Source organism: Streptomyces sp. NPDC058457, from assembly GCF_042720695.1.
GTDB lineage: Bacteria > Actinomycetota > Actinomycetes > Streptomycetales > Streptomycetaceae > Streptomyces.
Genome location: NZ_JBHXLU010000068.1, coordinates 18,276 through 40,546, shown reverse-complemented (window position 1 = coordinate 40,546; position 22,271 = coordinate 18,276). Strand labels below are relative to the sequence as shown.

23 protein-coding genes are annotated in these 22,271 nt (G+C 71.8%); 4 read left to right on the top strand and 19 right to left on the bottom strand.

The window, feature by feature from the left end:
• Positions 1 to 3: 3 nt before the first annotated feature.
• The 3 genes from ACFWPS_RS38185 to ACFWPS_RS38175 form a co-directional block, all read right to left on the bottom strand.
• Positions 4 to 192 carry a DUF397 domain-containing protein gene (locus ACFWPS_RS38185; protein WP_383714200.1) on the bottom strand — a complete coding sequence of 63 codons (189 nt, stop codon included), beginning with the start codon at positions 190 to 192 and terminating at the stop codon, positions 4 to 6.
• Positions 189 to 1,022, bottom strand: coding sequence for a Scr1 family TA system antitoxin-like transcriptional regulator (locus ACFWPS_RS38180; RefSeq protein WP_383714199.1), 834 nt, complete (start codon positions 1,020 to 1,022; stop codon positions 189 to 191). The genes ACFWPS_RS38185 and ACFWPS_RS38180 overlap by 4 nt, the downstream gene beginning before the upstream one ends.
• Positions 1,023 to 1,415: 393 nt before the next feature.
• Positions 1,416 to 2,378, bottom strand: coding sequence for an NAD(P)-dependent oxidoreductase (locus ACFWPS_RS38175; RefSeq protein ID WP_383714254.1), 963 nt, complete (start codon positions 2,376 to 2,378; stop codon positions 1,416 to 1,418).
• 114 nt (positions 2,379 to 2,492) lie between these two features.
• Between ACFWPS_RS38175 and ACFWPS_RS38170 the strand changes: the two genes are divergently transcribed.
• The gene (locus tag ACFWPS_RS38170) at positions 2,493 to 2,888 is read left to right on the top strand and encodes a carboxymuconolactone decarboxylase family protein (RefSeq protein WP_383714197.1); all 396 of its coding nucleotides are present in this window, start codon (positions 2,493 to 2,495) and stop codon (positions 2,886 to 2,888) included.
• Positions 2,889 to 2,932: 44 nt separating this feature from the next.
• On the opposite strand, the gene ACFWPS_RS38165 is transcribed toward ACFWPS_RS38170, so the two are convergent.
• The 3 genes from ACFWPS_RS38165 to ACFWPS_RS38155 form a co-directional block, all read right to left on the bottom strand.
• Positions 2,933 to 3,592: a response regulator gene (locus ACFWPS_RS38165; protein ID WP_383714195.1), complete on the bottom strand. Its 660-nt coding sequence runs from the start codon at positions 3,590 to 3,592 to the stop codon at positions 2,933 to 2,935.
• Between the two features lie 29 nt (positions 3,593 to 3,621).
• Complete coding sequence (locus tag ACFWPS_RS38160; protein WP_383714192.1) at positions 3,622 to 4,803, bottom strand: sensor histidine kinase; 1,182 nt, start codon at positions 4,801 to 4,803, stop codon at positions 3,622 to 3,624.
• Between the two features lie 110 nt (positions 4,804 to 4,913).
• A complete protein-coding gene (locus ACFWPS_RS38155) occupies positions 4,914 to 7,133 on the bottom strand; it encodes an MMPL family transporter (RefSeq protein WP_383714189.1) in 2,220 nt (739 codons plus the stop codon).
• Positions 7,134 to 7,503: 370 nt separating this feature from the next.
• Between ACFWPS_RS38155 and ACFWPS_RS38150 the strand changes: the two genes are divergently transcribed.
• Positions 7,504 to 8,850 (top strand): sialidase family protein, encoded by a 1,347-nt coding sequence (locus tag ACFWPS_RS38150; RefSeq protein ID WP_383714186.1) that lies wholly within the window; start codon positions 7,504 to 7,506, stop codon positions 8,848 to 8,850.
• Between the two features lie 127 nt (positions 8,851 to 8,977).
• On the opposite strand, the gene ACFWPS_RS38145 is transcribed toward ACFWPS_RS38150, so the two are convergent.
• Entirely contained in the window at positions 8,978 to 9,103 is a 126-nt protein-coding gene (locus ACFWPS_RS38145; protein ID WP_383714183.1) for a hypothetical protein, read from the bottom strand.
• 48 nt (positions 9,104 to 9,151) lie between these two features.
• Between ACFWPS_RS38145 and ACFWPS_RS38140 the strand changes: the two genes are divergently transcribed.
• Positions 9,152 to 9,364, top strand: coding sequence for a hypothetical protein (locus ACFWPS_RS38140; protein ID WP_383714181.1), 213 nt, complete (start codon positions 9,152 to 9,154; stop codon positions 9,362 to 9,364).
• Positions 9,365 to 9,371: 7 nt separating this feature from the next.
• On the opposite strand, the gene ACFWPS_RS38135 is transcribed toward ACFWPS_RS38140, so the two are convergent.
• From ACFWPS_RS38135 to tsaB, 5 genes are all read right to left on the bottom strand, one after another.
• A complete protein-coding gene (locus ACFWPS_RS38135) occupies positions 9,372 to 10,739 on the bottom strand; it encodes a hypothetical protein (RefSeq protein WP_383714179.1) in 1,368 nt (455 codons plus the stop codon).
• Between the two features lie 447 nt (positions 10,740 to 11,186).
• The gene (locus ACFWPS_RS38130) at positions 11,187 to 11,450 is read right to left on the bottom strand and encodes a hypothetical protein (RefSeq protein WP_383714176.1); all 264 of its coding nucleotides are present in this window, start codon (positions 11,448 to 11,450) and stop codon (positions 11,187 to 11,189) included.
• On the bottom strand, positions 11,447 to 12,541 hold the full coding sequence (tsaD, locus tag ACFWPS_RS38125; RefSeq protein WP_383714173.1) for a tRNA (adenosine(37)-N6)-threonylcarbamoyltransferase complex transferase subunit TsaD: 1,095 nt from the start codon (positions 12,539 to 12,541) through the stop codon (positions 11,447 to 11,449). Before tsaD ends, ACFWPS_RS38130 begins: the two co-directional genes overlap by 4 nt.
• Positions 12,534 to 13,061 carry a ribosomal protein S18-alanine N-acetyltransferase gene (gene rimI / locus ACFWPS_RS38120; RefSeq protein WP_383714251.1) on the bottom strand — a complete coding sequence of 176 codons (528 nt, stop codon included), beginning with the start codon at positions 13,059 to 13,061 and terminating at the stop codon, positions 12,534 to 12,536. The genes tsaD and rimI overlap by 8 nt, the downstream gene beginning before the upstream one ends.
• Positions 13,062 to 13,078: 17 nt before the next feature.
• Positions 13,079 to 13,735: a tRNA (adenosine(37)-N6)-threonylcarbamoyltransferase complex dimerization subunit type 1 TsaB gene (gene tsaB / locus ACFWPS_RS38115; RefSeq protein WP_383714170.1), complete on the bottom strand. Its 657-nt coding sequence runs from the start codon at positions 13,733 to 13,735 to the stop codon at positions 13,079 to 13,081.
• A gap of 148 nt (positions 13,736 to 13,883) precedes the next feature.
• Between tsaB and ACFWPS_RS38110 the strand changes: the two genes are divergently transcribed.
• Complete coding sequence (locus ACFWPS_RS38110) at positions 13,884 to 14,447, top strand: hypothetical protein (RefSeq protein ID WP_383714168.1); 564 nt, start codon at positions 13,884 to 13,886, stop codon at positions 14,445 to 14,447.
• Positions 14,448 to 14,963: 516 nt separating this feature from the next.
• Here the strand turns inward: ACFWPS_RS38110 and tsaE are convergent.
• The 7 genes from tsaE to ACFWPS_RS38075 all read right to left on the bottom strand — a co-directional run bounded on the left by tsaE (position 14,964) and on the right by ACFWPS_RS38075 (position 22,188).
• Positions 14,964 to 15,476 (bottom strand): tRNA (adenosine(37)-N6)-threonylcarbamoyltransferase complex ATPase subunit type 1 TsaE, encoded by a 513-nt coding sequence (tsaE, locus tag ACFWPS_RS38105; protein ID WP_383714165.1) that lies wholly within the window; start codon positions 15,474 to 15,476, stop codon positions 14,964 to 14,966.
• Positions 15,442 to 16,701 (bottom strand): alpha/beta fold hydrolase, encoded by a 1,260-nt coding sequence (locus ACFWPS_RS38100; protein ID WP_383714162.1) that lies wholly within the window; start codon positions 16,699 to 16,701, stop codon positions 15,442 to 15,444. Before ACFWPS_RS38100 ends, tsaE begins: the two co-directional genes overlap by 35 nt.
• A 129-nt stretch (positions 16,702 to 16,830) precedes the next feature.
• Positions 16,831 to 18,027: an alanine racemase gene (gene alr / locus ACFWPS_RS38095; RefSeq protein ID WP_383714159.1), complete on the bottom strand. Its 1,197-nt coding sequence runs from the start codon at positions 18,025 to 18,027 to the stop codon at positions 16,831 to 16,833.
• Positions 18,028 to 18,087: 60 nt separating this feature from the next.
• Positions 18,088 to 18,993: a L,D-transpeptidase gene (locus ACFWPS_RS38090; protein ID WP_383714157.1), complete on the bottom strand. Its 906-nt coding sequence runs from the start codon at positions 18,991 to 18,993 to the stop codon at positions 18,088 to 18,090.
• A gap of 395 nt (positions 18,994 to 19,388) precedes the next feature.
• The gene (locus ACFWPS_RS38085) at positions 19,389 to 20,840 is read right to left on the bottom strand and encodes an NAD(P)H-hydrate dehydratase (protein WP_383714154.1); all 1,452 of its coding nucleotides are present in this window, start codon (positions 20,838 to 20,840) and stop codon (positions 19,389 to 19,391) included.
• Between the two features lie 54 nt (positions 20,841 to 20,894).
• Positions 20,895 to 21,266: a holo-ACP synthase gene (locus ACFWPS_RS38080; RefSeq protein ID WP_383714151.1), complete on the bottom strand. Its 372-nt coding sequence runs from the start codon at positions 21,264 to 21,266 to the stop codon at positions 20,895 to 20,897.
• 49 nt (positions 21,267 to 21,315) lie between these two features.
• The gene (locus ACFWPS_RS38075) at positions 21,316 to 22,188 is read right to left on the bottom strand and encodes an aldo/keto reductase family oxidoreductase (RefSeq protein ID WP_383714248.1); all 873 of its coding nucleotides are present in this window, start codon (positions 22,186 to 22,188) and stop codon (positions 21,316 to 21,318) included.
• Positions 22,189 to 22,271: the final 83 nt, after the last annotated feature.

The window sequence follows — 22,271 nt, the reverse complement described above, 5'->3', positions numbered from 1 at the left end:
CCGTCAGGCGGCGGCAGCGTGCGCGACGAAGGGGGCCCAGGCGGCGGGGGTGAGGGCGAGGTGGGGGCGGGCGCGGTCTTTGGAGTCGCGGATGTGGATGGTGGTGGGGGCTACGGCTACTTCTATGCAGTTGTCGCCCTGGGTGCCGCTGTAGCTGGACTTGAACCACGCCAACTCGGTGCTGTCGCTCATAGTTCTCCTCTGATGCGCTTCAGCAGGCTCAGGGAGTCCAGGGGGCTGAGAGCCTGTGAGCGGAGTGTCGCATACCGACGGTGCAGGATGGCTGCCTCTTTCGGGTCGGCGATTAGCTGGCCGGTCTGCTGGCCCTCCGAGTAAGCGAGACGAGCGCTTTCCGGTGTCTCCAACAAGGCCAGCGGACCGTCCAGCCCCGCGTGAACTTGACAGTCGAGCGGCATGATCTGGATCTCCACGTTGCGGAGTTGGGCGTAGTCGAGCATGTGATCGAGCTGGGCGCGGGCCACCTCGTCGCCACCCAGGCGTCGCCGCACGATGTGCTCATCCATGACGAAGCTGAAGGAAGTGTTGGGCCGCTCCCGAAGCATCAGCTGCCGCTCCATCCGGGCCTCGGCCTGCGCCTCCACCTGCTCGTCGGACAAGGGCGGAATGCTGTTGCCGAACACCGCCCGCACATACAGCTCTGACTGCAACAGCCCCGGAACCAGACGGCATTCGTACGTTGCCAGGCTCACCGCCTCCTGCTCCAACGCGGCCCACTTCCGGAACCACACCGCGAACCCCGGCTGCCGTGCCACCCGCCCGAACGCCTTCCGTAATGCCCCCGTGTTGCCCAGCACCCCCTCCGCCGCATCCACGAAACTCTGATCCGCCAGCCTCCTCCCCAGCTCGATCGAAGCCACGGAGTGCTTGGACACGTGGACCCTCGCCCCGAACTCCTCCCGGCTCAGCCCCGCATGCTCCCGCAGCCCCTGCACGAACGCCCCGAACGTCTTCATGCTGTCCGACGACTCGGGCTCGCCACCCACCTCAACGCCACCAGTCATGTACTCAGAGTGACGGGCGGCGGCCCCCCGCGCAGCCGTATCACGTAAGCGGACAGAGATATCCGGTTAGTGTTGCGGCAGCCGCGGACCTCGAAGCGGACCGACCCTCGGGCTCCGTGAGGAACTCGGCCGCCACGTGGACGGCATGGTGGAACGCGCCCTGGCGGCGGGCGCCGTCCGCGAGGACTTCGCCAGTTCCGACGTGTATGCCTACCTCTACATGATCGGCGCCGTCGCCGACCGCACCCACGACATCGCGCCCGAGGCCTGGCGCCGCTACGCCGAGTTCCTGCTGACGGGCTTCGGCCTGGAACAGGCCCCGCACAGGGGAGTCCCTGAGCAGCCGGAGCGGCCTGGTCATCCTGGCCACAGGAAGGCGGCAGGCCACCCTCCTCAGGAGTCGTGGCCCCCGGTCTTGCGGGGTGTGCTCCCCACCGCGGTGCCTTCGTACTTCCCTTCGAGCACGGCGGACATCCAGGGCCGTACCGTGTCCACGACAGGGGTGGCGAGGCCGATCTCCCGCCCCAACTCCTGGGCCGCGGCCAGGTCCTTCTGCGCGAGGGCCTCGATGTAGGCGGCCTGGCGCCGGATGACGCCCTGCGTGTCGAGATGGTCCCGGAGCAGGAACAGCGGGGAGGTGCCACCCGTGACGGCCGTGTCCAGCACCTCGATCAGCCGCTCGGGATCGACCCCGGCCCGGACGGCCATGCCCGTCGCCTCGCGCACCACCGCCCAGCTCGCGTACGTCACGACATTGCGGGCGATCTTGGTCACCATGCCGGAACCGACCGGGCCGCAGTGCACGACGGCCTTGGAGAAGGCGTCCAGCACGGGCCGCACCCGTTCGACGATGTCGGTGGGCCCGCCGACCATGGAGACGAGAAGCCCGTCGCCCGCCTGCGTCACCCCCGCGTCCAGCAGCGTCGCCCCCTGCCCGGCGCACAGCGCGGTGAACTCCCGTACCGCCGAGAGCGCCACCGTGGACAGCAACAGCACGACCAGCCCCTGCTTGCCGGCGCCGAACACTCCGCCCTCGCCCGTCAGGACCTCCCGGACCTGCCCGGCGTCGACCACCGAGATCAGCACGACGTCACTGGCCCGCGCGACGTCGGCGGGGGAACCGAGGGGCGCGGCCACGCCGTCGAGCCCGTCGGCGGCGTCGGGACGGATGTCGTAGACCGTCAGGGGCAGGCCCGCCGCGGCGATGTTCCGTGCCACGCCACCGCCGATCATCCCCAGGCCGATCACGCCCGCGGTGACGGTGTCCTTCTGTGCTCCATCCGACTGGGCCTGCAACGTCGTCCTCCTTCGCCTGCGGTGGAGGCGACGGTAGTCACACCGGGCCGGTGGCCGGATCGGCTGTCCCTGTCAGCGGGACACGTACTGGGATGCCGCGGCGTCCGTCGGCTAGCTTCCGGGGCGTCGGCCCTCCGGAGCAGGCCAGGGGCCCGGCCGCGGAAGGGAGATCGGATGGCGACGGACAAGGGCGACCGCTGGAGCCGTGGCAGGGAGGTCATGGACGACGTGTACGGGGAGGGTTTCTCCGGCACGTACTACCCGGTCGAGCGCGGCCAGCCGTACCACCGGGAGACGGTGGAGCATCTCTTCGGCGACGTCTGGTCCCGGCCGGGTCTCCCGGTCCGGGACCGGAGGCTGCTGGTGATCGGCGCGACCGCCGCGCTGGGGCGGGCGGACCTCGTCCGCATCCAGGCCCTCGGCGCGCTGCGCAACGGCGAACTGACCCGCGACGAACTGCGTGAAGGGGTCCTGCAACTCGCGTACTACACGGGCTGGGGCAACGCGACCGCCGTGGACCGGGGCATCGAGGACGCCATCGCGGACCACGAGAAGGAAGAAGCCGGGTAGCCGGGGTGCTCCGGCCCGCGGACCTCCGTGCGGACCGGCGTCGGTCAGGGCCGGACCAGTCCGCTCTGGTAGGCGATGACGACGAGTTGGGTGCGGTCGCGGGCGTTGAGCTTGGTCATGGCGCGGTGGATGTGGGTACGCACGGTCAGGGGGCTGAGGAAGAGCTCGCTCGCGATCTCGGCGTTGGACTTGCCCTGCGCCGCCTCGATCATGACCTCACGCTCCCGGCCGGTCAGGGCCGCGAGTTCGGGCGGCGGGGCCGCGACGGGGACCGGAGTGGTGAGGAAACGGGTGATCAGGGTCTGGGTGGCTTTCGGTGACAGGAGTGCTTCGCCGGCGGCCACGGTGCGGATTCCGTCGACGAGGGCCTGGGCGGAGACGTCCTTGCCGAGGAAGCCGCTGGCACCCGCGCGCAGGGCCTGGGCCACGTACTCGTCGGTCTCGAACGTGGTCAGGATGAGGATGCGGGTGGCGGACAGGGCGGGGTCGGCGCAGATCTCGGTGGTGGCGGCGAGTCCGTCGGTGCCCGGCATGCGGATGTCCATCAGGACGATGTCGGGACGGTGGCGGCGGGTGAGCGCGACCGCTTCGGCGCCGTCGGCCGCTTCGGCGACGACCTCCATGTCGGGGACCTCGCCGATGAGGATGCGGAACGTCATGCGCAGGAGCTGCTGGTCGTCGGCGAGGAGGATGCGGATTGTCATCGGGCCTGTCTTCGCGGAGGGGGGCCGGGTCAGGGCAGGATGGGGAGGTCGGCGGTGACGGTGAAGCCCCCGTCCGACTGGCGTCCGGCGGTGAAGCTGCCCCCGGCCGAGTGCGCGCGCTCACGCATGCCGATGAGTCCGAAGCCGTCGCCGTCGGGGGTGCGGGAGGGTGCGGCGGAGGGCCGCCCGGGCGTGTTGGCGACCGTGATCGTCAGCCGCTCGTACCCGTAGCCGAGCCGGACGCGCGCGGTGCCGCCGGGGGCGTGCTTGGTGATGTTGGTGAGGGCCTCCTGCACGATGCGGTACGCGCTGAGATCCACACCGGGTGAGAGCTGCTGCGCCCTGCCCTCGGTGATGACCTGGACATCGAGACCGGTCGATGTGAACGACTCGATCAGGTGCGGGAGTTGAGCCAGACCGGGGGCCGGTTCGAGGACGTCGGGGTCGTCGGGCCGGCGCAGCAGGCCGACGGTGGCCTTGAGTTCGCGCAGCGCCGAGGAGGTGGTGGCGGCGAGCTGGTTCACCATGGGGGCGACCTTGTGGGGGCTGGTCCGGGCGAGGAAGGTGAGGGTGCCGGCCTGGGCGTTGGCCAGGGCGAGGTGGTGGGCGACGACGTCGTGGAGTTCACGGGCGATGCGGACCCGTTCGTCCGCCACCCGGTGCCTGGCCTCTTCCTCGCGGGTCCGTTCGGCGTATGCGGCACGGGTCTCGACCGCTTCGAGGTAGGCGTTGCGCATGCGGGCGGCGGATCCCAGGGCCACCGGCAGCAGCAGGCACAGGACGGGATTGACGGTGGCCAGCGGCCAGGGGCGGCCGGCGCGGTCACCGAAAACGGTGGTCAGCACGATCATCGCCGTCACCGGGAGGCAGAATCGGTAGACCGTCCTGGGCGCGACACGGGCGGCGAACCCGTACAAGGCGACCAGGACGGGGGCCAGGAGCATCGGGGTGAGGAGATAGCCCACCGCGCCGGCGGCACCCGCGCACACGCCGGTGACGAGCACGACCCCGTACGGGTGACGGCGCCGCCACAGCACGGCGACGGAGGCCACCGCCGCGAGGGGCAGAGCGGACCACCAGCCGAGGCCGTCGGCGTAGGACTTGCTGCTGTAGAACGCCACCGGCCCGGACAGGACGAACAGCACCACGACGAGCACCGTGTCGAGGAGACGGCGGTGTCGGCGGGAGAAGTGCTGCCAGCGGGTGGTCATCGACGCTTGCTCCGGCGAGGTGGGCGTGCAGCCATCCTGCCAAATGACCGCGACCGGCGAGACCGGGCGGCCGCCGTGCCGGAGGCCGCCCCGGCCCCGTAGAGCCTGGATCAACGGTGTACCGCTTCCGCGACCGGAGCAGGTTCCGTCCCGGTGGCGGGCGAACGGCTCAGGGACTCGCCCTCGATGTCGACGCGGGGCAGCCACCGGGCAAGGCGGGCCGGAAGCCACCAGGCCCGCCGGCCCAGCAGGGCCATGACCGCGGGGACCAGCGCCATCCGCACGACGAGGGCGTCGAAGAGGACGGCGACGGCCAGGCTGAATCCGATCATCTTGATCAGGGCGAGGCCGGCGCCGACGAAGCCGGAGAACACGGCGATCATGATGAGTGCGGCGGCGACCACGACCCGGGCGCTGTGGCGGAAGCCGCTGACGACGGCCTCGGCGGGGCGCTCGCCGTGGGTGTAGGCCTCGCGCATCCGGGAGACCAGGAACACCTCGTAGTCCATGGCCAGGCCGAAGACGATGCCCACCATCATGATCGGCATGGTGCTCATCACCGGGCCGGTCTGCTGCAGGCCGATCAGGTCGGCGAGCCAGCCCCACTGGAAGACCGCCACCACCGCACCGAGCGCGGACAGCACGGACAGCAGGAACCCGAAGGCGGCCTTGAGCGGGACCAGGACGGACCGGAAGACGACCAGCAGCAGGAGGAAGGCCAGCCCGACCACGACCGCAAGGTAGGGCACCAGAGCGCTCTGCATCTTGTCGGCGACGTCGATGTTGATCGCCGTGGTGCCCGAGACGAGGAAGGTCGCGCCGGTCTCGGCCGTCACCGCCGGCCGTTCGGCGCGGATGGCGCGGACCAGGTCCTTGGTCTTCTCGTCGGTGGGCGCGGTGGAGGCGGTGGCCGTGAAGATCGCGGTGTCGCCCGCCGGGTTGAAGACGGGCGCGGTGACGGAGACGACGCCCTTGGTCGCGGAGATCGTCTCGCCCACGCTCTTCGCGGCGCTCCTGGGGTTCTTCGCGCCCTTGGCGTCCACCACGACGGTGAAGGGGCCGTTGAAGCCGGGGCCGAAGCCGTCGGCGAGTTCGTCGTAGGCCCGTCGTTCGGTGGTCGCGGTGGACTTGGACTCGTCGCCGGGCATGCCGAGCTGCAGGTCGAGGACCGGCAGCGCCACGATTCCGAGGCCGATGACCGAGGCGAGCAGCACCGGCACCGGCCGGCGCTGCACGAACCGTGCCCACCGGGTGCCCGCGTTGTCGCCTGTACCGGCGCCGGTGTCGCCGGTGTCGCGGCCCTTGCGGACACGGCGGGACAGGACCGCGTTCGGCAGGATGCCCAGCAGGGCCGGTACGAGGGTGAGGGCGACCAGGACGGCGACGACGACGGCTCCGGCGGCGGACAGGCCCATCTTGGTGAGCGTCGGCACGCCGACCACGGACAGTCCGGCCAGGGCGATGACGACGGTCAGACCGGCGAAGACCACCGCCGAGCCGGCGGTGCCCACGGCACGGCCGGCGGCCTCCTGCGGGCTGTGCCCGTGGCCGCGTTCCTCGCGATAGCGGGAGACGACGAACAGGGCGTAGTCGATGCCGACGGCCAGGCCCAGCATGGAGGCGAGGCTGCTGCTCGTGGTCGAGAGCCCGAGCGTCGAGCCGAGCGCCATGATCGACACGATGCTGATGCCCACCCCGAGTACGGCGGTCAGCAGCGGCAGCCCGGCCGCGGCGAGGGAACCGAAGGTCACCAGCAGGACGACGGCCGCTATGACGATGCCGATCAGCTCACCGGCCCCGCCGGCGGCGGCGTCGTCGGAGAGGACCGGCCCGCCCACGTCCACGGTCAGCCCGGCGTGCCGGGCTTCGTCGACAGCCTTCTGGAGGCTGTTCCTGGTGGCGTCGGTGAGGTCCTTGGACGCGGCCTTGTAGGTGACCGTCGCGTACGCCGTGGAGGCGGCCTTGTTCACCGTGCCGGCGCGGAAGGGGTCCACGGCGGCCTGGACCTGGCTGCTCTCGGCCGCCTCGCCGACCAGCTTCGCGATCACCGCCCGGTTGGCGGAGGAGGTCAGCTTCTGGCCGTCGGGCGCAACGAAGACGATGCGCGCCGTCGCCTGGTCCGGGCTCTGCGAGGCGCCCGGGAACCGCTTCTGCAGCAGGTCGTAGGCGCGCTGCGACTCGATGCCCGGCATGGAGCCGGTGTCTTCGGGAGGCGAGGCCGCCTGGGTCGAGGCGAAACCGAGGGCACCGAGCAGCACCACCCAGAGCAGGGCGACGTACCAGCGCCGCCGGAAGGCCGTACGGCCCATGCGGTAGAGAAAAACAGCCACGGAGCGGATCTCCACATCAGAATCGGGAACGCACCCATGCTGCGAAGCCGGAGCCCCGGCCGTCGTCGTGCCGACGCCGACAGCTCCTACTGAGATCGCCGACCCGGCCTACTGAATCGGCAGTACCGCCGGACAGGCGGTAGCCACCGGCATGCGCAGTAGCGCCCGTCGTACTCAGGCAGTACACGCGGGCCTGCACCCGTCCGACGCCGTGCCCTCGGACGGGCTGCCACTCTCTGAGGGCCTCACCGCCCGGCCGGCCGACGCAGCGACTGCGTGCGCCCCTGATCAGGTACTGGCCCACCCCTCACCGAGGGTGCCGCCGGTGACCGGGCCTCACTCCCCGGAACATCCGAGAGGACTGCCGAGCATGCCGCTCACCGCTTTAACGAGAGCGAGAACCGCCGCCGCACTGTCCGCGCTCATCCTGCTGGCCGGCGCCCCCGCCGCCCTCGCCGAGACGGACTCCGCCCCCGCGCATCACCCGGCGAACGAAAAGATCCTGGAGACCGACGTCACCAACCTCCCCGACACCCGGGAGGGACAGTCGGTCCTCGCGGTCAACCCCAGGAACCCGGACAACCTGGTCTTCACCTCGACCGTCTTCCCCGACAGCCCCGGCCTGGAGCCCGTCGGCGCGTGCTTCGTGGCCTTCTCCTTCGACCGGGGCAAAACCTGGCACCAGTCGTCCTGGCCGATGGGCGACCGCCCCCAGTGCGGCGAACCGGAAGTCACGACCGACGCCAACGGGGTGTTCTACATCTCCAACAACCAGATCGGCCCCGACCGCTACACGACGTACACCAACCACAACGTCGTCTCCAAGTCCGTCGACGGCGGTCGGACGTGGACAGGCCCGGTGCAGACACCACTGGTCCTGGGCGGTGCACCCAAGCTCCGTGTGGACCAGGCGACCGGCAAGGTGTACGCGGTCGCCTCCCACACCGCCTTCGAGTACCCCAGCGCCATCTCCGTCAGCAGCGACGAGGGCGAGACCTGGTCGGACCCGTCGACGATCCCCGGTCCTCAGCCCTGTGTCGAGATCACCCCCGACCTGCCCCCGTCCTGCGGCTACCCCGGCCGTGAGATCGCCGTCCACGGCGGGATCCTGGCCTCCGCGAGCCAGGGCGACGACGGCAGGATCGCCTTCTACACCACCCGCGACGACGGCAGGAGCTGGCGGACGCTACCGATCACCGACAGCGACGGCACCCCCGTCCTCAACGGCACCGGCTCCCTCGTACCGGTCCCCGCCCTGGGCGCCGCCGCCGACCCCGTCCCCTGGGTCTCCGCCGACCCCACCCGCAAGGGCCGGTTCGCGGTCATGGTCCCCCGCGACTCGAACCTTGAGGTGTACGTCACCGACAACGCCGGCAAGTCCTGGACCGGCCCCGCCACCATCGCCGCCCCCGACGCACAGCGACCCTGGTTCGACTTCGGGCCCGACGGACAGCTCGGCGTCATGTGGCGCACCACCGAACTCAACGTCTACTCGGTGGTCTCCTTCGACCACGGCCGCACCTTCAGCGACCGCCTCCAGGTCAACAGGACCACCGAACCCGCCGGCGTCAACGGCCCGCCCGGAGACCGCTGGTCGACCATCACCCTCGACAAGAAGTACGCCTACGTCAGCTGGGCCGACGGCCGCAACGGCGAACTCGACGCCATCCTCGGCCGCGTTCCCCTGAGCGCCTACCACGGCGGACGTCGGCTCTGACGCTCTGACACCCCGGCCCGTCCAGCCGCCGGGGACGAGTCGGGCGAGGCCCGGAAGCCTCGCCCGACTCGTGCACGCCCGGCCCGTGACAGACCGAACACCACCCGTGCCCCGACCTCTCAGGTCACTACGGTGCCCGCAGCATCTCGCGGCGCAACGGGGCCTGGGCAAGGCCCTGTTGCCGCGTCCAGGCCAGCAATTCCTCGCCCCGGCCCGCCTCCGCCCGCGCCTCCCCCATCAACGCGACCGTCACGAGTAGAGGTTCTCCTTGCTGACCTCGTGCACATGGTCGTGGTGGTGGGTGCCGGGGACGTGCGGGTCGGTCACCGGCATGGTCGGCGCCGTCGTCGACCGCACCCACGACATCGCCCCCGACGCCTGGCGCCGCTACGCCGAGGTCCTGATGGTCGGCTTCGGCCTGGAACAGGCCCCGACGGCCCGGACGTCCGCGATGACCGACGCCCAGATCCGCCTGACCTGGCCCAGGCCTTCGGCCCAGCCCCCGGCCGACTAGGGGGTTGTCACCCGTGGCCGTGCAGGCGGCTGTGGGCGTGGCAGTCGGAGAGCCGGAAGGAAGCGATCCTGGTGTTCCAGTTTCCGGTGCCGTCGGCCGGTTGGTACTGGTTGGTGTACCAGAACGTACAGTCGTCCACCGGGTCGATCGCCATGGAGGTGTAGTCGCCCCAGCGGTTGCTCCCGGTCTGGGAGCCCGCGCCGGTCCACACGGTGGTTTCGCGGAACGTCATCAGGTTCGGCGGGTCGTTCGCCAGGCGTCCGGTGATGCGGATCGAGGGACGGGTCCGGGAGGACGACTGCGAGTATCCGAGGGCGATGTCGCCGTTCCCGTTCATGGCCGCGGAGCCCATCCACCGGTATGTGGAGTCCGGGGCGTAGGTGTTCTGCTGGCGGACGACCGGCCGGCCGTCGCGCAGCCCCAGTTCGTACCAGCGCACGCCGACGCCGCCGCGGGCGTCGACCGCGTGGTTGACGACCAGGGACTCGTGGTCGCCGAAGTTGCGGTACGCGAACCGGTACATGGGCGAGTAGGAGAGCGAGTCCAGCTTCTGGGTGGTGCCGGCCTGGGGGACGCACTGGGTGGGATCGGTGCTCGCGCAGGCCGGGGTGTAGGGGGCCACCCCCAGTCGGTACGGTCCCGCGAGGGTGGTGCGGTTCTGGTTCTTCCAGTCCACGTGGAACCGCCAGTACTGCAGGCTGTCGTTCGTGGGGCCGAGGTTGATCAGCAGGTTGGGCGCGCCCCGCGGGGGCGGGGTCGTGCCGTCGAGGTCCGAGCCGATCGGGATGGTCGATGCCGGAACGGTGAAGCACTGCTGGTCGGCGTCGGCTCCGCGCAGCATCCTCGCCCGGTCCCAGGCGCACGACTCGAAGAGCGGACCGGCCGCGGTGGCGTTCATGTAGTAGGCGTCCGGCCAGACCGCGAACTTCGGGTGGTCGGGGAGGTTCCGGTACCCATAGGCGTAGCGGTAGTACTGGCCGGTCGCGTCCTCGGTCCGGGACACGGCCACGCACAGCCGGTTCGTGGTGGTTCCGTCGTCGCTGGCGAACTGGCTGATGACCCAGCGGCGGGCCAGGGAGTCCCAGCGGACCTCGGGGTCCCCGAGGAAGTCGGCCTGAGCGGTCTCGCACGGTCCGCCGAACCCCTTGAACAGGGTCTGGGTCGTGAGCGGTCCCAGCAGCGTGGCACCGGACTTGGAGTACACCGCGAGGTCGAAGTTGGTGATCTCCACGACCTGGCGGGAGCCCACCGAGGCGTTGGGGTCGGGTGGGGTGCCGCCGCCTTCCCGGATGCCCTCGAAATTGACGCCCAGCCGGATCCGGTCCCGGCCGCCGGCCTTGGCGAGGGGCGGGCGCGAGGCCTTTCCGCGGGGCATGAGATGAGGGGTGGACCGAAACGTCCTGGATCTCTGCCACAGCTCTCGCAGCGGTGGCGAGGTGTCATGGTGCACCGCGGGGCCGGAGTCAGGGGACCGAGTGGCCCCCGTAGGGACGGCGGGCTTGGGTACGGTGCCGGCGGCGGGCGTGGCGGACCACGCCGGGGAGGCCATCAGAGCCGCTCCCACCGAGGCGACGGCAACGATCGAACGCAAGGCGCGGGGTACGTGCATCTACCCTCCGAACGGGTCGGTGAGCCGACCCGTTCGGCCAAGTCGCGAAGCCACACTAGGAGGGCGGGCGGCTCACTGATTGTGTGGAAATCCAGTTATCCACCTCGCCCGTCCGGTGCTCGGGTGACCGACGTCGTGTCGGGTGCGGCTCAGCCTTTTGGCGCTGCCCGCGTGACGGCCGTCCGAGAACTCGCCGCTGCCCTCCAGAGGCCTCTAGGGGGTGTCGCCAACCGACTCGAACCGCCAGCGGTGTACCGGCCTGGTGACCAAGTCACCGGGCGGATCGGGGAGTTCGGGGATGCCCGAGTCTTCGTACGACGCCTCCCACCACGTGATGACCAGCACCCGGTCCTGCGGTGACCGGAAGGTCTCCCGGCGCAACGGGGCCTCGGGGAGCTTCTGCTCGCGTGCCCACGCGACCAGTTCCGCGCACCGGCCCTCCGCCGCCCGCGCCTCCCACATCAACGCGACCGTCACGAGTACAGGTTCTCCTTGCTGACCTCGTGCACATGGTCGTGGTGATGGGTGCCGGGGACGTGCGGGTCGGTCACCGGCAGGGAGCTGTCCGCCGAGAGGTCCCAGCCGGACGGGGTCCGGTTGCGCGCGACCATCTCAGCACCCAGCGCCGCCACCATCGCGCCGTTGTCCGTGCACAACTTCATACGCGGCACCCGGAGCCGGATGCCGGCCGCCTCGCAACGCTCCTGTGCGAGGGCGCGCAGCCGGGAGTTGGCGGCGACACCGCCGCCGATCATCAGGTGGTCGACGCCCTCGTCACGGCAGGCCCGGACGGCCTTGCGGGTCAGGACGTCCACCACCGCCTCCTGGAAGGAAGCGGACACGTCGCGGACCGGGACCTCCTCGCCCGCCGCCCGCTTGGCCTCGATCCAGCGGGCCACCGACGTCTTGAGACCCGAGAAGGAGAAGTCGTACGCCGGGTCGCGCGGGCCGGTGAGACCGCGCGGGAAGGCGATCGCCGAAGGGTCCCCCTCCTTCGCGTACCGGTCGATGACCGGACCGCCCGGGAAGCCCAGGTTCAGCACGCGCGCGATCTTGTCGAAGGCCTCGCCGGCCGCGTCGTCGATGGTCGCGCCGAGCGGCCGTACGTCGGAGGTGATGTCGGAGGACAGGAGGAGCGAGGAGTGGCCGCCGGAGACCAGCAGGGCCATCGTCGGCTCGGGCAGCGGACCGTGTTCCAGCTGGTCGACGCAGATGTGGGAGGCGAGGTGGTTGACGCCGTAGAGCGGCTTGCCGAGCGCGTACGCGTACGCCTTCGCCGCCGAGACGCCGACCAGCAGCGCGCCGGCCAGGCCGGGTCCTGCCGTCACCGCGATGCCGTCGAGGTCCCTGGCGCTCACCCCGGCGTCCTTCAGGGCCCGCTCGATGGTCGGGACCATCGCCTCCAGATGCGCCCTGGACGCCACCTCGGGGACGACCCCGCCGAAGCGCGCGTGCTCGTCGACGGACGAGGCGACGGCGTCGGCCAGCAGGGTGGTGCCGCGGACGATGCCGACGCCGGTCTCGTCGCAGGAGGTCTCGATCCCCAGCACCAGGGGTTCGTCAGCCATTGGTCTCGGTTCCTTCTTCGGAGGTGGGCCCGGTGGCGGAGCCGGTGCCGGGCTGCCCGGTCGTCAGGCGCATCACCAGGGCGTCCACGTTCCCCGGCTGGTAGTAACCGCGTCTGAACCCGATGGGCTCGAAGCCGAACCGCTCGTAGAGCTTCTGGGCGCGGATGTTGTCGACCCGGCATTCGAGCAGGACCTCGGCGCACTCGAAGGCGGTCGCGGCCCGCAGCAGCTCGGTGAGCAGCTCCCCGCCGAGCCCGGTGCCCCACTGGTCACGGCGTACGGCGATGGTCTGGATGTCGCCCACCGCGGCGGAGCCGGCGTCGGAGGCCGTGCCGCCCTGGGCGGCGAGCCCTCCGTACCCGACGACCCGGTCGCCCTCCAGGGCCACCACGTACCGGCGGGTCGCCTCGGGGCCCCTGGCATGCGCCAGTTCGGACCAGAACATCCCCCGCGACCAGGCATCCTCGGGGAACAGGTCCTTCTCCAGCTCCAGGACCGGGTCGATGTCCCACCAGCGCATCTCGCGCAGCTGCGCGGTCACTTGGGCGTGACCACCTTGTAGTTCTTGGGCACCTGGGCGTCCGGCCGGCGCAGATACATCGGCCGGGGCTCGGGCAGTTCCTCCCCGGCGGCCAGCTTCTCGGCGGCCAGCGACGCCAGGGCCGCGGCGGAGACGTGCTCGGGCTCGTGCGCGACCGGGAAGGTGTCGGGGTAGAGGAGCGCCCCGGCACCGACGGCGGGCAGCCCGGCCACCCGCTCGGCGATGTCGGCGGGCCGGTCCACGGCGGGATCCGTGCGCCGGGTGCGCGAGTCCTCGTACACCGCCCAGTAGACCTCCTTGCGGCGGGCGTCGGTCGCGACGACGAACGGGCCCTTCTCGATGTCGGCCGCGTAGGCGAGCCCGTCGAGCGTGCACAGGCCGTGGACGGGCACGCCGAGCGCGAGCCCGAAGGTGTCCGCGGTCATCAGACCGACCCGCAGGCCGGTGTAGGGGCCGGGACCGATGCCTGTGACGATCCCGGTGACGGCGTCCAGCCCGACCCCCGCCTCGGCGAGGACGCGGTCGACGGCCGGCAGCAGCAGCTCGCCGTGCCGGCGCGCGTCCACCTGGCTCGACGAGGCGATGACGGCCGCACCGTCGTGCAGGGCGACGGTGACGGCGGGGGTGGCGGTATCCAGAGCGAGCAAGAGCACGCGAACAGCCTACGGCTCAGAAGCCGCGAGCACGGCCGCCGGGGACCGACGGTCACTGGCTGCTACGGTCTGTACGAAGTACGACATATACGGCGAGGCTCCCTCTGAGGCTCTCCGTGAGGCTCTACGGCAGGCAGAGGTGGCGCACGTGGCAGGGACCAGCTCGGGAGTCGTGGCCGGCCTCACCGCGGCGGCCGTCGGGGTGGTCGGTTTCCTCGCCTACCAGGCCTCGGCCACCGTCCCGCCCGGCCTCGGCGACAGGTCGGCGGCGAGCCCCGCGCCCGGCGCACCGGCCACCAAGGCACCCCGGGACCACCGCCACCCCACCGCCCTGCCGAACAGTTCCGGCACGGGTGAACGGGTGGTGTACTCGGTGGACGACGACCGGGTCTGGCTCGTCAACGAGCGGGGCCGCGTCGAGCGCACCTTCAAGGTGAACCCCGGCACCATCGACCCGTCCACGGGCGCCTACTGGGTGACGTCCCGCTCCAAGGCGGTCACGGGCACGGACGGCCTCCCCATCGAACACGTGGTCCGCTTCGCCACCACGAAGGACGGCTCGGCCATCGGCTTCAGCGCGGTCACCGCACAACGCCCCGCGGCACCCCCCGACCCCACGGTGAAAACAGGCGGCATCCGCGAGACCCGCCCGGACGGCAACGCGATGTGGAACTTCGCGACGATCGGCGTCAAGGTGATGGTGATCCGCTGAGCGGCCACGGATCGGCGGCGCAGCCGCCGCTTGGGGGCGCGGGGAACTGCGCGACCAGCCACAACGCACCCGCACTGACCCACCGCCCGAACCCGTCCAAGCGCTCCGCCGGAAAGGCTGCGATCTGCCGACTGCCGCGCCATCGTGGCTGGTCGCGCAGTTCCCCGCGCCCCATACGGGGCGCTGCCGAAACGCCTCGGTTAGGCGGGGCCCACCCAGGCAGCCATTCGGTCCAGTTGAGCCCGCATAACAAGGCCCAACCGCGGTATTGGCGGCCGGGACACCGCGTCAGCACACGCACACGACGCCAGCAGCTCACGCATGGAGACCCCGGGAACCCCGGCGACCACGACCGGTCGCCGCTCCTCGGACTGGGACACGGACACGGGCGCCTCCTGAGGTGCGGGGGCGGACGTAGTTAGGTACACCTAACTACTGACTGGATACCATGTGACCACGCCCGATACGTCCGGCGCAATATCTTGCCGACGCCTTGTCGGAACGTTCACACGGTCCTCAGGCCGACAGCACCCCCAGATCCACCGCACCCCACCGCTCCCCCAGCCCCGCCAGGGTCACGTGCCGCACCTCGTCCGTGGTGTCCCCGACCGCCCGGTGGATGCGGACCATGAGCCGGTCGTCGGTCAGCTCCTCGATCTTGCCCTCGCCCCACTCCACGACGATCACGGACTCGGGCAGCGAGACGTCGAGGTCCAGGTCCTCCATCTCGTCGAGCCCGCCGCCCAGGCGGTACGCGTCGACGTGGACGAGCGGCGGCCCGCCCCCCAGGGACGGATGCACGCGGGCGATGACGAACGTCGGCGACGTGACGGCCCCGCGCACACCGAGCCCCTCGCCCAGTCCCCGCGTCAGCGTCGTCTTGCCGGCGCCGAGCTCCCCGCTGAGCATCACGAGGTCACCGGCGCGCAGCAACTTCGCCAGTCGGCGGCCCAGCTCCCCCATCTGCTCGGGCGAGGTGACGATCAACTCGGTCTCAGCCGGGCTGTGCCGTGCTGCTGGTGCTTCCATAGCCACTTACCGTAGCCCCTGCCGGCACCGCCCCCGCGCGGGTGAGCAGGTCGGCGAGGCGGTCGGTGACCACCTCCGGGTGTTCCAGCATGACGAGGTGCCCGGCGTCCGGGACGAGCACCAGTTCGGCGTCGGGCAGCAGGTCGGCGATGACCTCGCTGTGCTCGCTGGGCGTGACGAGGTCCTGGACCCCGGCCAGCACCAGCACCGGCAGATTCTGGAAGTAGGCGAGCGCGGCCGTCTTGTCGTGGTCGACGAAGGCCGGATAGAACTCGGCGACCACGTCGATCGGCGTCGACTCGATCATCCGCTCCGCGAACCGCTCCACGGCCGGGTCGACGTCCTTGGACGCGAACGAGTACCGCTTGATGATCCCGGCGAAGAGATCGGCGGTGACCCGCCGCCCCTTCTCCACCAGCGCGGCCTGCGTCCCCAGCGCCTTCAGCACCCCGGGCAGCACCCGGCGCACCGCGTTGACGCCGGCCACCGGCAGCCCGAAGTTGACCTCGCCGAGCCGCCCGGACGACGTACCGACGAAGGCGGTGGCGACCACCCGGTCCCGGATCAGCTCGGGGTACTGCGCGGCCAGCGCCATCACCGTCATGCCGCCCATGGAGTGCCCGACCAGCACGATCGGCCCCTCCGGCACGGCCGCGTCCAGGACCGCCCTAAGGTCCCGGCCCAGCTGGTCGATGGTGAGCTCCACCCCGTCCTCGTGCTGGGCGACGCCCCGCCCGGAGCGCCCGTGGCTGCGCTGGTCCCAGTGCACGGTGCGGACGACCCCGCGCAGGGCCGCCCGCTGGAAGTGCCAGGAGTCCTGGTTGAGGCAGTAGCCGTGACTGAAGACGACGGTCACGGGCGCGGGCGCCTTGCGGCCGAAGAGCCGGCGGCGGCGCGGCGAGACGGCGGGGCCGAGGTCGGGTTCCACCTCGTCGACCTCGTAGTACAGCTCGGTGCCGTCGTCGGCGTACGCCTTGCCGGGCGTGCCGCGCAGGGTGCCGTACGGGCCCGCCGAGTCCAGTGCGAGGCGGGCCTTGCGGCGCATCCCGCGGCCGACGGTCATCCGCTCCACGGCGACCCCGGCGGCCGCGCCCGCGGCGAGCACTCCTATGGCGGCTCCGGCGACGCCCGTCACCTTGCGCCAGCTGCCCGCCCCCGTGGCCGAGGCGACGACGGCCGCCGCGGCGGCGGCGTCCGCTACGGCCTCCGCACTGCTCTCGCTCACGTACCGCTCCTCTTCGCCGTACTGCAGTTCGCTGCTTCGGTGACACGGGTGATGCCGATGTGATGGCTGTTGCCGATGTCACTGCTGTTACAGGTGTAACCGGGTTGTGCCGCCGTCGAACCCCGAGGGTCAGGCGCCGTCCCCTGGTTCTTGCCCACTCGGTTCCTCGTTCACATAGACGCGGGGAACCCGGGTTCCGATGCGGGTGACGATTTCGTATGCGATCGTGCCCGCGGCCTGGGCCCAGTCCTCGGCGGTGGGCTCGCCCCGGTCGCCGGGACCGAACAGCACGGCCTCCGCACCGACTTCGGGCTCGTCGCCGCCGAGGTCCACGACGAACTGATCCATGGCGATGCGCCCGGCGGCCGTCCGCCACTTGCCGCCGACCAGCACGGGCCCGGTGCCGGAGGCGTGGCGCGGGATGCCGTCGGCGTAGCCGACGGGGACGAGTCCGAGGGTGGTCTCGCCGGGCGTGACGTAGTGGTGCCCGTAGCTGACCCCGTGCCCGCCCGGTACGTGCTTCACCAGGGCGAGGGAGGCGGACAGCGTCATCACGGGGCGCAGGCCGAAGTCGGCCGCGCTGCCCAGCTCGGGGCTGGGCGAGAGGCCGTAGAGCGCGATGCCCGTGCGGACGAGGTCGAAGTGGGCCTCGGGGAGGGTGAGGGTGGCCGGCGAGTTGGCGATGTGCCGAACCTCGGGGCGCACGCCCTGCTCCTCGGCGTAGCCGAGCAGCTCGCGGAAGAGAGTGAGCTGGGCGGCGATGGAGGGATGGCCGGGCTCGTCGGCGCAGGCGAAGTGCGACCACAGTCCGGTGATCCGGACCAGCCCCGCCGCCTCGGCGCGCAGCGCCTCGCGGACCAGTTCGGGCCAGTCGGCGGGCTGGCAGCCGTTGCGCCCGAGCCCGGTGTCGGCCTTGAGCTGCACGCGCGCGGGGCGACCGGCTTCCCCGGCCGCCGCGGTCACCTCCTGCAGGGCCCACATCCCGCTCACCGACACGTCGAGACCGGCCTCGATCGCCGCCCGCCACGGCCCGCCCGGCGTCCACAGCCAGCACATGATCCGCACGTCCGCCGGCAGCCCGGGGTCCGCGCGCAGCGCCAGGGCCTCCTCCGGGGTGGCCGTACCGAGCCAGCTCGCGCCCGCCTCGACGGCCGCACGGGCACACCGGACGGCCCCGTGGCCGTACGCGTCGGACTTCACCACGGCCATCAGGGCCGAGTCCGGCGCGAGGGCACGCAGGGTCCGCGCGTTGGCCCGCAGGGCGGCCAGATCGATCTCGGCGCGGGCGCGCAGGGGCGCCGTCGGTGCAGTAGCTGTCTCACTCATCGCGCCCCCAGTGTCTCAGAGGCATCCGGCAGCACTCCGGCACAGTCCCTGGTACGGGGCTCAGGTACCCGTACGGTGACCCCACACGTACACCTTGTCCCCCTTCTTCAGCACGCTCCACAGCTTCTTGGCGTCGCCGAGCTTGAGGTTCACGCAGCCCCAGGAGCCGACGGTGGTGTAGATGGAGCCGTAGACGGCGTGGAAGGCCTGTCCGCCGTCGAAGAACTGGGCGTACGGCATGGGCGAGTTGTACAGGGTGGACCAGTGGTTCTTGTGCCGCCAGTAGACGGCGTGCCACCCGGCCCGGGTCGCGTACCCCTTCCGCCCGCTCCGCATCTGCACGGGCCCGTAGATCACCTTGCCGCCCTTCTGCACCCAGGTGACCTGCCGGTTGAGATCGACACAGGCGACCCGGTACGACTTCACGGGGCAGTTCTTCTTGGCGTTCGGGTTCTTCTTCGCCGAGAGGAGCATCATCTGGTACCAGGTCACGGGCCCCGCGAACCCGATGGCCGGCTTGATCTTGTACTGCTTCTGGAACTTCTGGATGGCCTTGCAGTCGGCGATGGACTGCTTCCCGTCCACCTTCAGCTTCAGCCACTGCTCGATCTGCTTCTGATACGGCCCGGTCAGCTTGGAGCAGCTCACCTTGGAGACGGCGTCACTGAGCGGCACGTACTCGATGAGGTCGTACGTCCCCGGCGCCGCCGCCTTCGGCTCGACGGCGTCCTCCTTGAGGCTGGGCGTGTACACCTTGGGCGCCAGCATCTGGTCGGGGGTGTCGATCTGCCAGGGCTGCGAGGGGCCGAGCGCGACCCCCGGCACCAGGTCCGACTCGGGGACGGCGGCGGTTGGTTCGGGCACGCCGGCGTCCGCGACCACTGTTCCGGCACCGAGCGAGAGAACGGCCACGGCGGCGACGAGGGTCCCTGCGGCGCCCCGCGCACGACCACCCCGCTTACACATGATTCGTCCACTAATCATGCGATCAGACAACCCCGCAGGGCCCGGGATTCCAGGGAGCCGCGCGGTGAGGTCACCCGGGGGATGCAGGGCGCCCGTAAGGGGGCGCGAGGCAGCGCCCCGTAAGGGAGCACGGGGCAGCGCCCCGTCAGGGGGCCCGGGGCAGCGCCCCATCAGGGGGCCCGGGGCAGCGCCCCGTCAGGGGGCCCGGGGCAGCGCCCCGTCAGGGGGCCCGGGGCAGCGCCCCATCAGGGGGCCCGGGGCAGCGCCCCATCAGGGGGCCCGGGGCAGCGCCCCGTCAGGGGCGCGGGGAACTGCGCGCCCAGCCCCCACCCACCCGCACCCGGAATGCACACCTACGGGGTCCGGGGCGGAGCCCCGTGACGGTGCGGCCCGGCCTACCGAGTCGGGCGGGCGGGTGGGAAAACACCCCGCCAGGCAGACGGCAGCTCCGCTGCCACCGCATGGGCAACCGTCGGCGCCCCCTCCGCCGCGAACCGCCCCGCGAGCCCGTGCAGATACGCCGCCACACTCCCGGCGTCCCTCCCCGAAAGCCCCGACGCCAGCAGCGACCCCGCAAGACCCGACAGCACGTCCCCGCTCCCGGCGGTGGCCAGCCAGGGCGTCCCCGTCGCGTTCACACGAACGGCCACCCCTCCCCCGTCCGCCGCCACCAGCGTCGTCGACCCCTTCAGCAGCACGGTGGCCCGATAGGCCGCCGCCAGCTCCCGCACCGCCGCGAGCCGGCCGGCCTCGACCTCCTCCCGTCGTACCCCCAACAGGGCGGCCGCCTCGCCGGCATGAGGCGTCATCAGGGTCGGCGCGGTACGACCGCGCACCGCGTCCCGGTCGGCGTGCCGCAGCCCGTCGGCGTCGACCAGCACCGGCACCTCCTCCGCCAGCGCCTCGGCGACGGCCTCGGCGTCGTCCCCGACCCCCGGTCCGGCCACCCACGCCTGCACCCGCCCGGCCTTCCGCGGCCCCCCGTCCGACACCAGCGTCTCGGGAAAGCGGGCCAGCACCTCGTCCTTGGCCGGCCCGACGTACCGTACGGCCCCGGCCCCGCCCCGCAACGCCCCCGCGACGGCCAGCACGGCCGCCCCCGGATAACGCGCCGACCCGGCGACGATGCCCACCACCCCCCGCCGGTACTTGTCGCTCTCCGCCGACGGCTCGGGCAGCAGCCGCGCCACGTCCACGTCCTGCAGCGCCTCCAGCTCGGCCGCCTCGGGCAGTTCAAGACCGATGTCGACCAGCCGTACCGAACCGGCGTACTCCCGCGCCGGATCGATCAGCAGCCCCGGCTTGTGCGTCCCGAACGTCACGGTGAGGTCGGCCCGTACGGCCGCCCCGCGCACCTCACCGGTGTCCGCCTCCACCCCGCTCGGCAGGTCCACGGCGACGACGGCGGCCCGGGACCGCTCCACGACCGCCACCAGCCCCGCCGCCTCGGGCCGCAGCCCGCCCTTCCCGCCGATCCCCACGATCCCGTCGACGACGAGATCGGCCCGCAGCACCGACTCCTCGGCGCCACCGTCCCGTACCACGGTCCCCCCGGCCCGGCGCAGCGCCGCAAGACCACCCGCGTGCGTGCGCTCCGGCGCGAGCAGCACCGCCGCGACCCCCGCGCCCCGCCGAGCGAGCCGCGCCCCGGCGTACAGCGCGTCCCCGCCGTTGTCCCCGCTGCCGACCAGCAGGACCACCCGGCTGCCGTACACCCGTCCGAGGAGGTCGGCGCAGGCGGCGGCCAGCCCGGCGGCGGCCCGCTGCATCAACGCCCCTGCCGGCAGCCGCGCCATCAACTCCCGCTCGGCCGCCCGTACCGTCTCCACGCTGTAAGCAGTCCGCATGCCCCGAGTCTCCCCCGGAACCGGTGGGACGCGCATCCGCCCACCCCACCCGTGTCACCCCTCCGCGATCACCACCGCCGACGCCACGCCGGCGTCGTGACTGAGCGACACATGCCACGACCGCACGCCGAGTTCCGCCGCACAGGCGGCCACGCTCCCCTTCACCTGCAGGCGCGGCCGTCCGCTGTCCTCGACGAAGACCTCCGCGTCCGTCCAGAGCAGCCCGGGCGGCGCCCCCAAGGCCTTGGCCAACGCCTCCTTGGCCGCGAACCGCGCCGCGAGCGAGGCGACACCGCGCCGCTCCCCGCTCGGCAGGAACAGCTCACGCTCGACGAAGAGCCGCCCGGCCAGCCCGGGAGTCCGCTCCAGCGACTCCCGGAACCGGTCGATCTCGGCGACGTCGATACCCACTCCGATGATGCTCACCGGAGCACCTTACGACCCGTCAGACAGCCGCGGGCCGGGCCGTGTCCCGCTAGTGGCCGATCTTTTCCAGCTCGACGAGGTCCTCGTCGGAGAGCGGGAGTCCCGCGCCGGCAACGTTCTCGCGCAGGTGCGCCACCGACGAGGTGCCGGGAATGAGCAGGATGTTCGGCGACCGCCGCAGCAGCCAGGCCAGGGCGACCGACATCGGCGTCGCGTCCAGCCTGGCGGCCACCGCGGACAGAGCCGTGGACTGCAGCGGGGTGAAGCCGCCGAGCGGGAAGAAGGGGACGTAGGCGATGCCCTGGTCGGCGAGATCGTCGATCAGGTCGTCGTCCTGACGGTAGGCGAGGTTGTACATGTTCTGGACGCACACGATCGGCGCGATCGCCTGCGCCTCGGCGATCTGTTCCGCCGTCACGTTGCTTACTCCGAGGTGCCGGACCAGACCCTGCCGCTGGAGTTCGGCGAGCGCCTCGAAGGGCTCGGCGAGCGAGCCGGGCTGGAGCCCCCGGGCGTCGCCGAGCCGGAGATTGACCACGTCGAGCGAGTCGAGGCCGAGGTCCTCAAGGTTCTCGTGAACGGCGCGGCGCAGGTCCTCGGGCTGCCGGGCGGGAAGCCAGCCGCCCTGCTGATCGCGGGCCGCGCCGACCTTGGTAACGATGTGCAGCGACGCGGAGTAGGGGTGCAGCGCCTCACGGATCAGCCGGTTGGTGACGCGTGGCCCGTATGCACCGGCGGTGTCCACATGGGTGATCCCGAGGCCGGCGGCCTCGCGCAGGACGGCGAGCGCGCCGTCGTGGTCGGCCGGCGGGCCCATGACCCCGGGGCCGGCGAGCTGCATGGCGCCGTAGCCGAGTCGGGTGACGGTCAGGTCGCCCAGGGTCCAGGTGCCGCCGGGCAGTGACGCGGAGGATGTGTTCATGGTCATGCCGTCGATGTTCGCCCGCGGACGAGTGGCGCATCAAATACCGGTACAGTGCCCTGTCATACCCGGTGGGTATCACC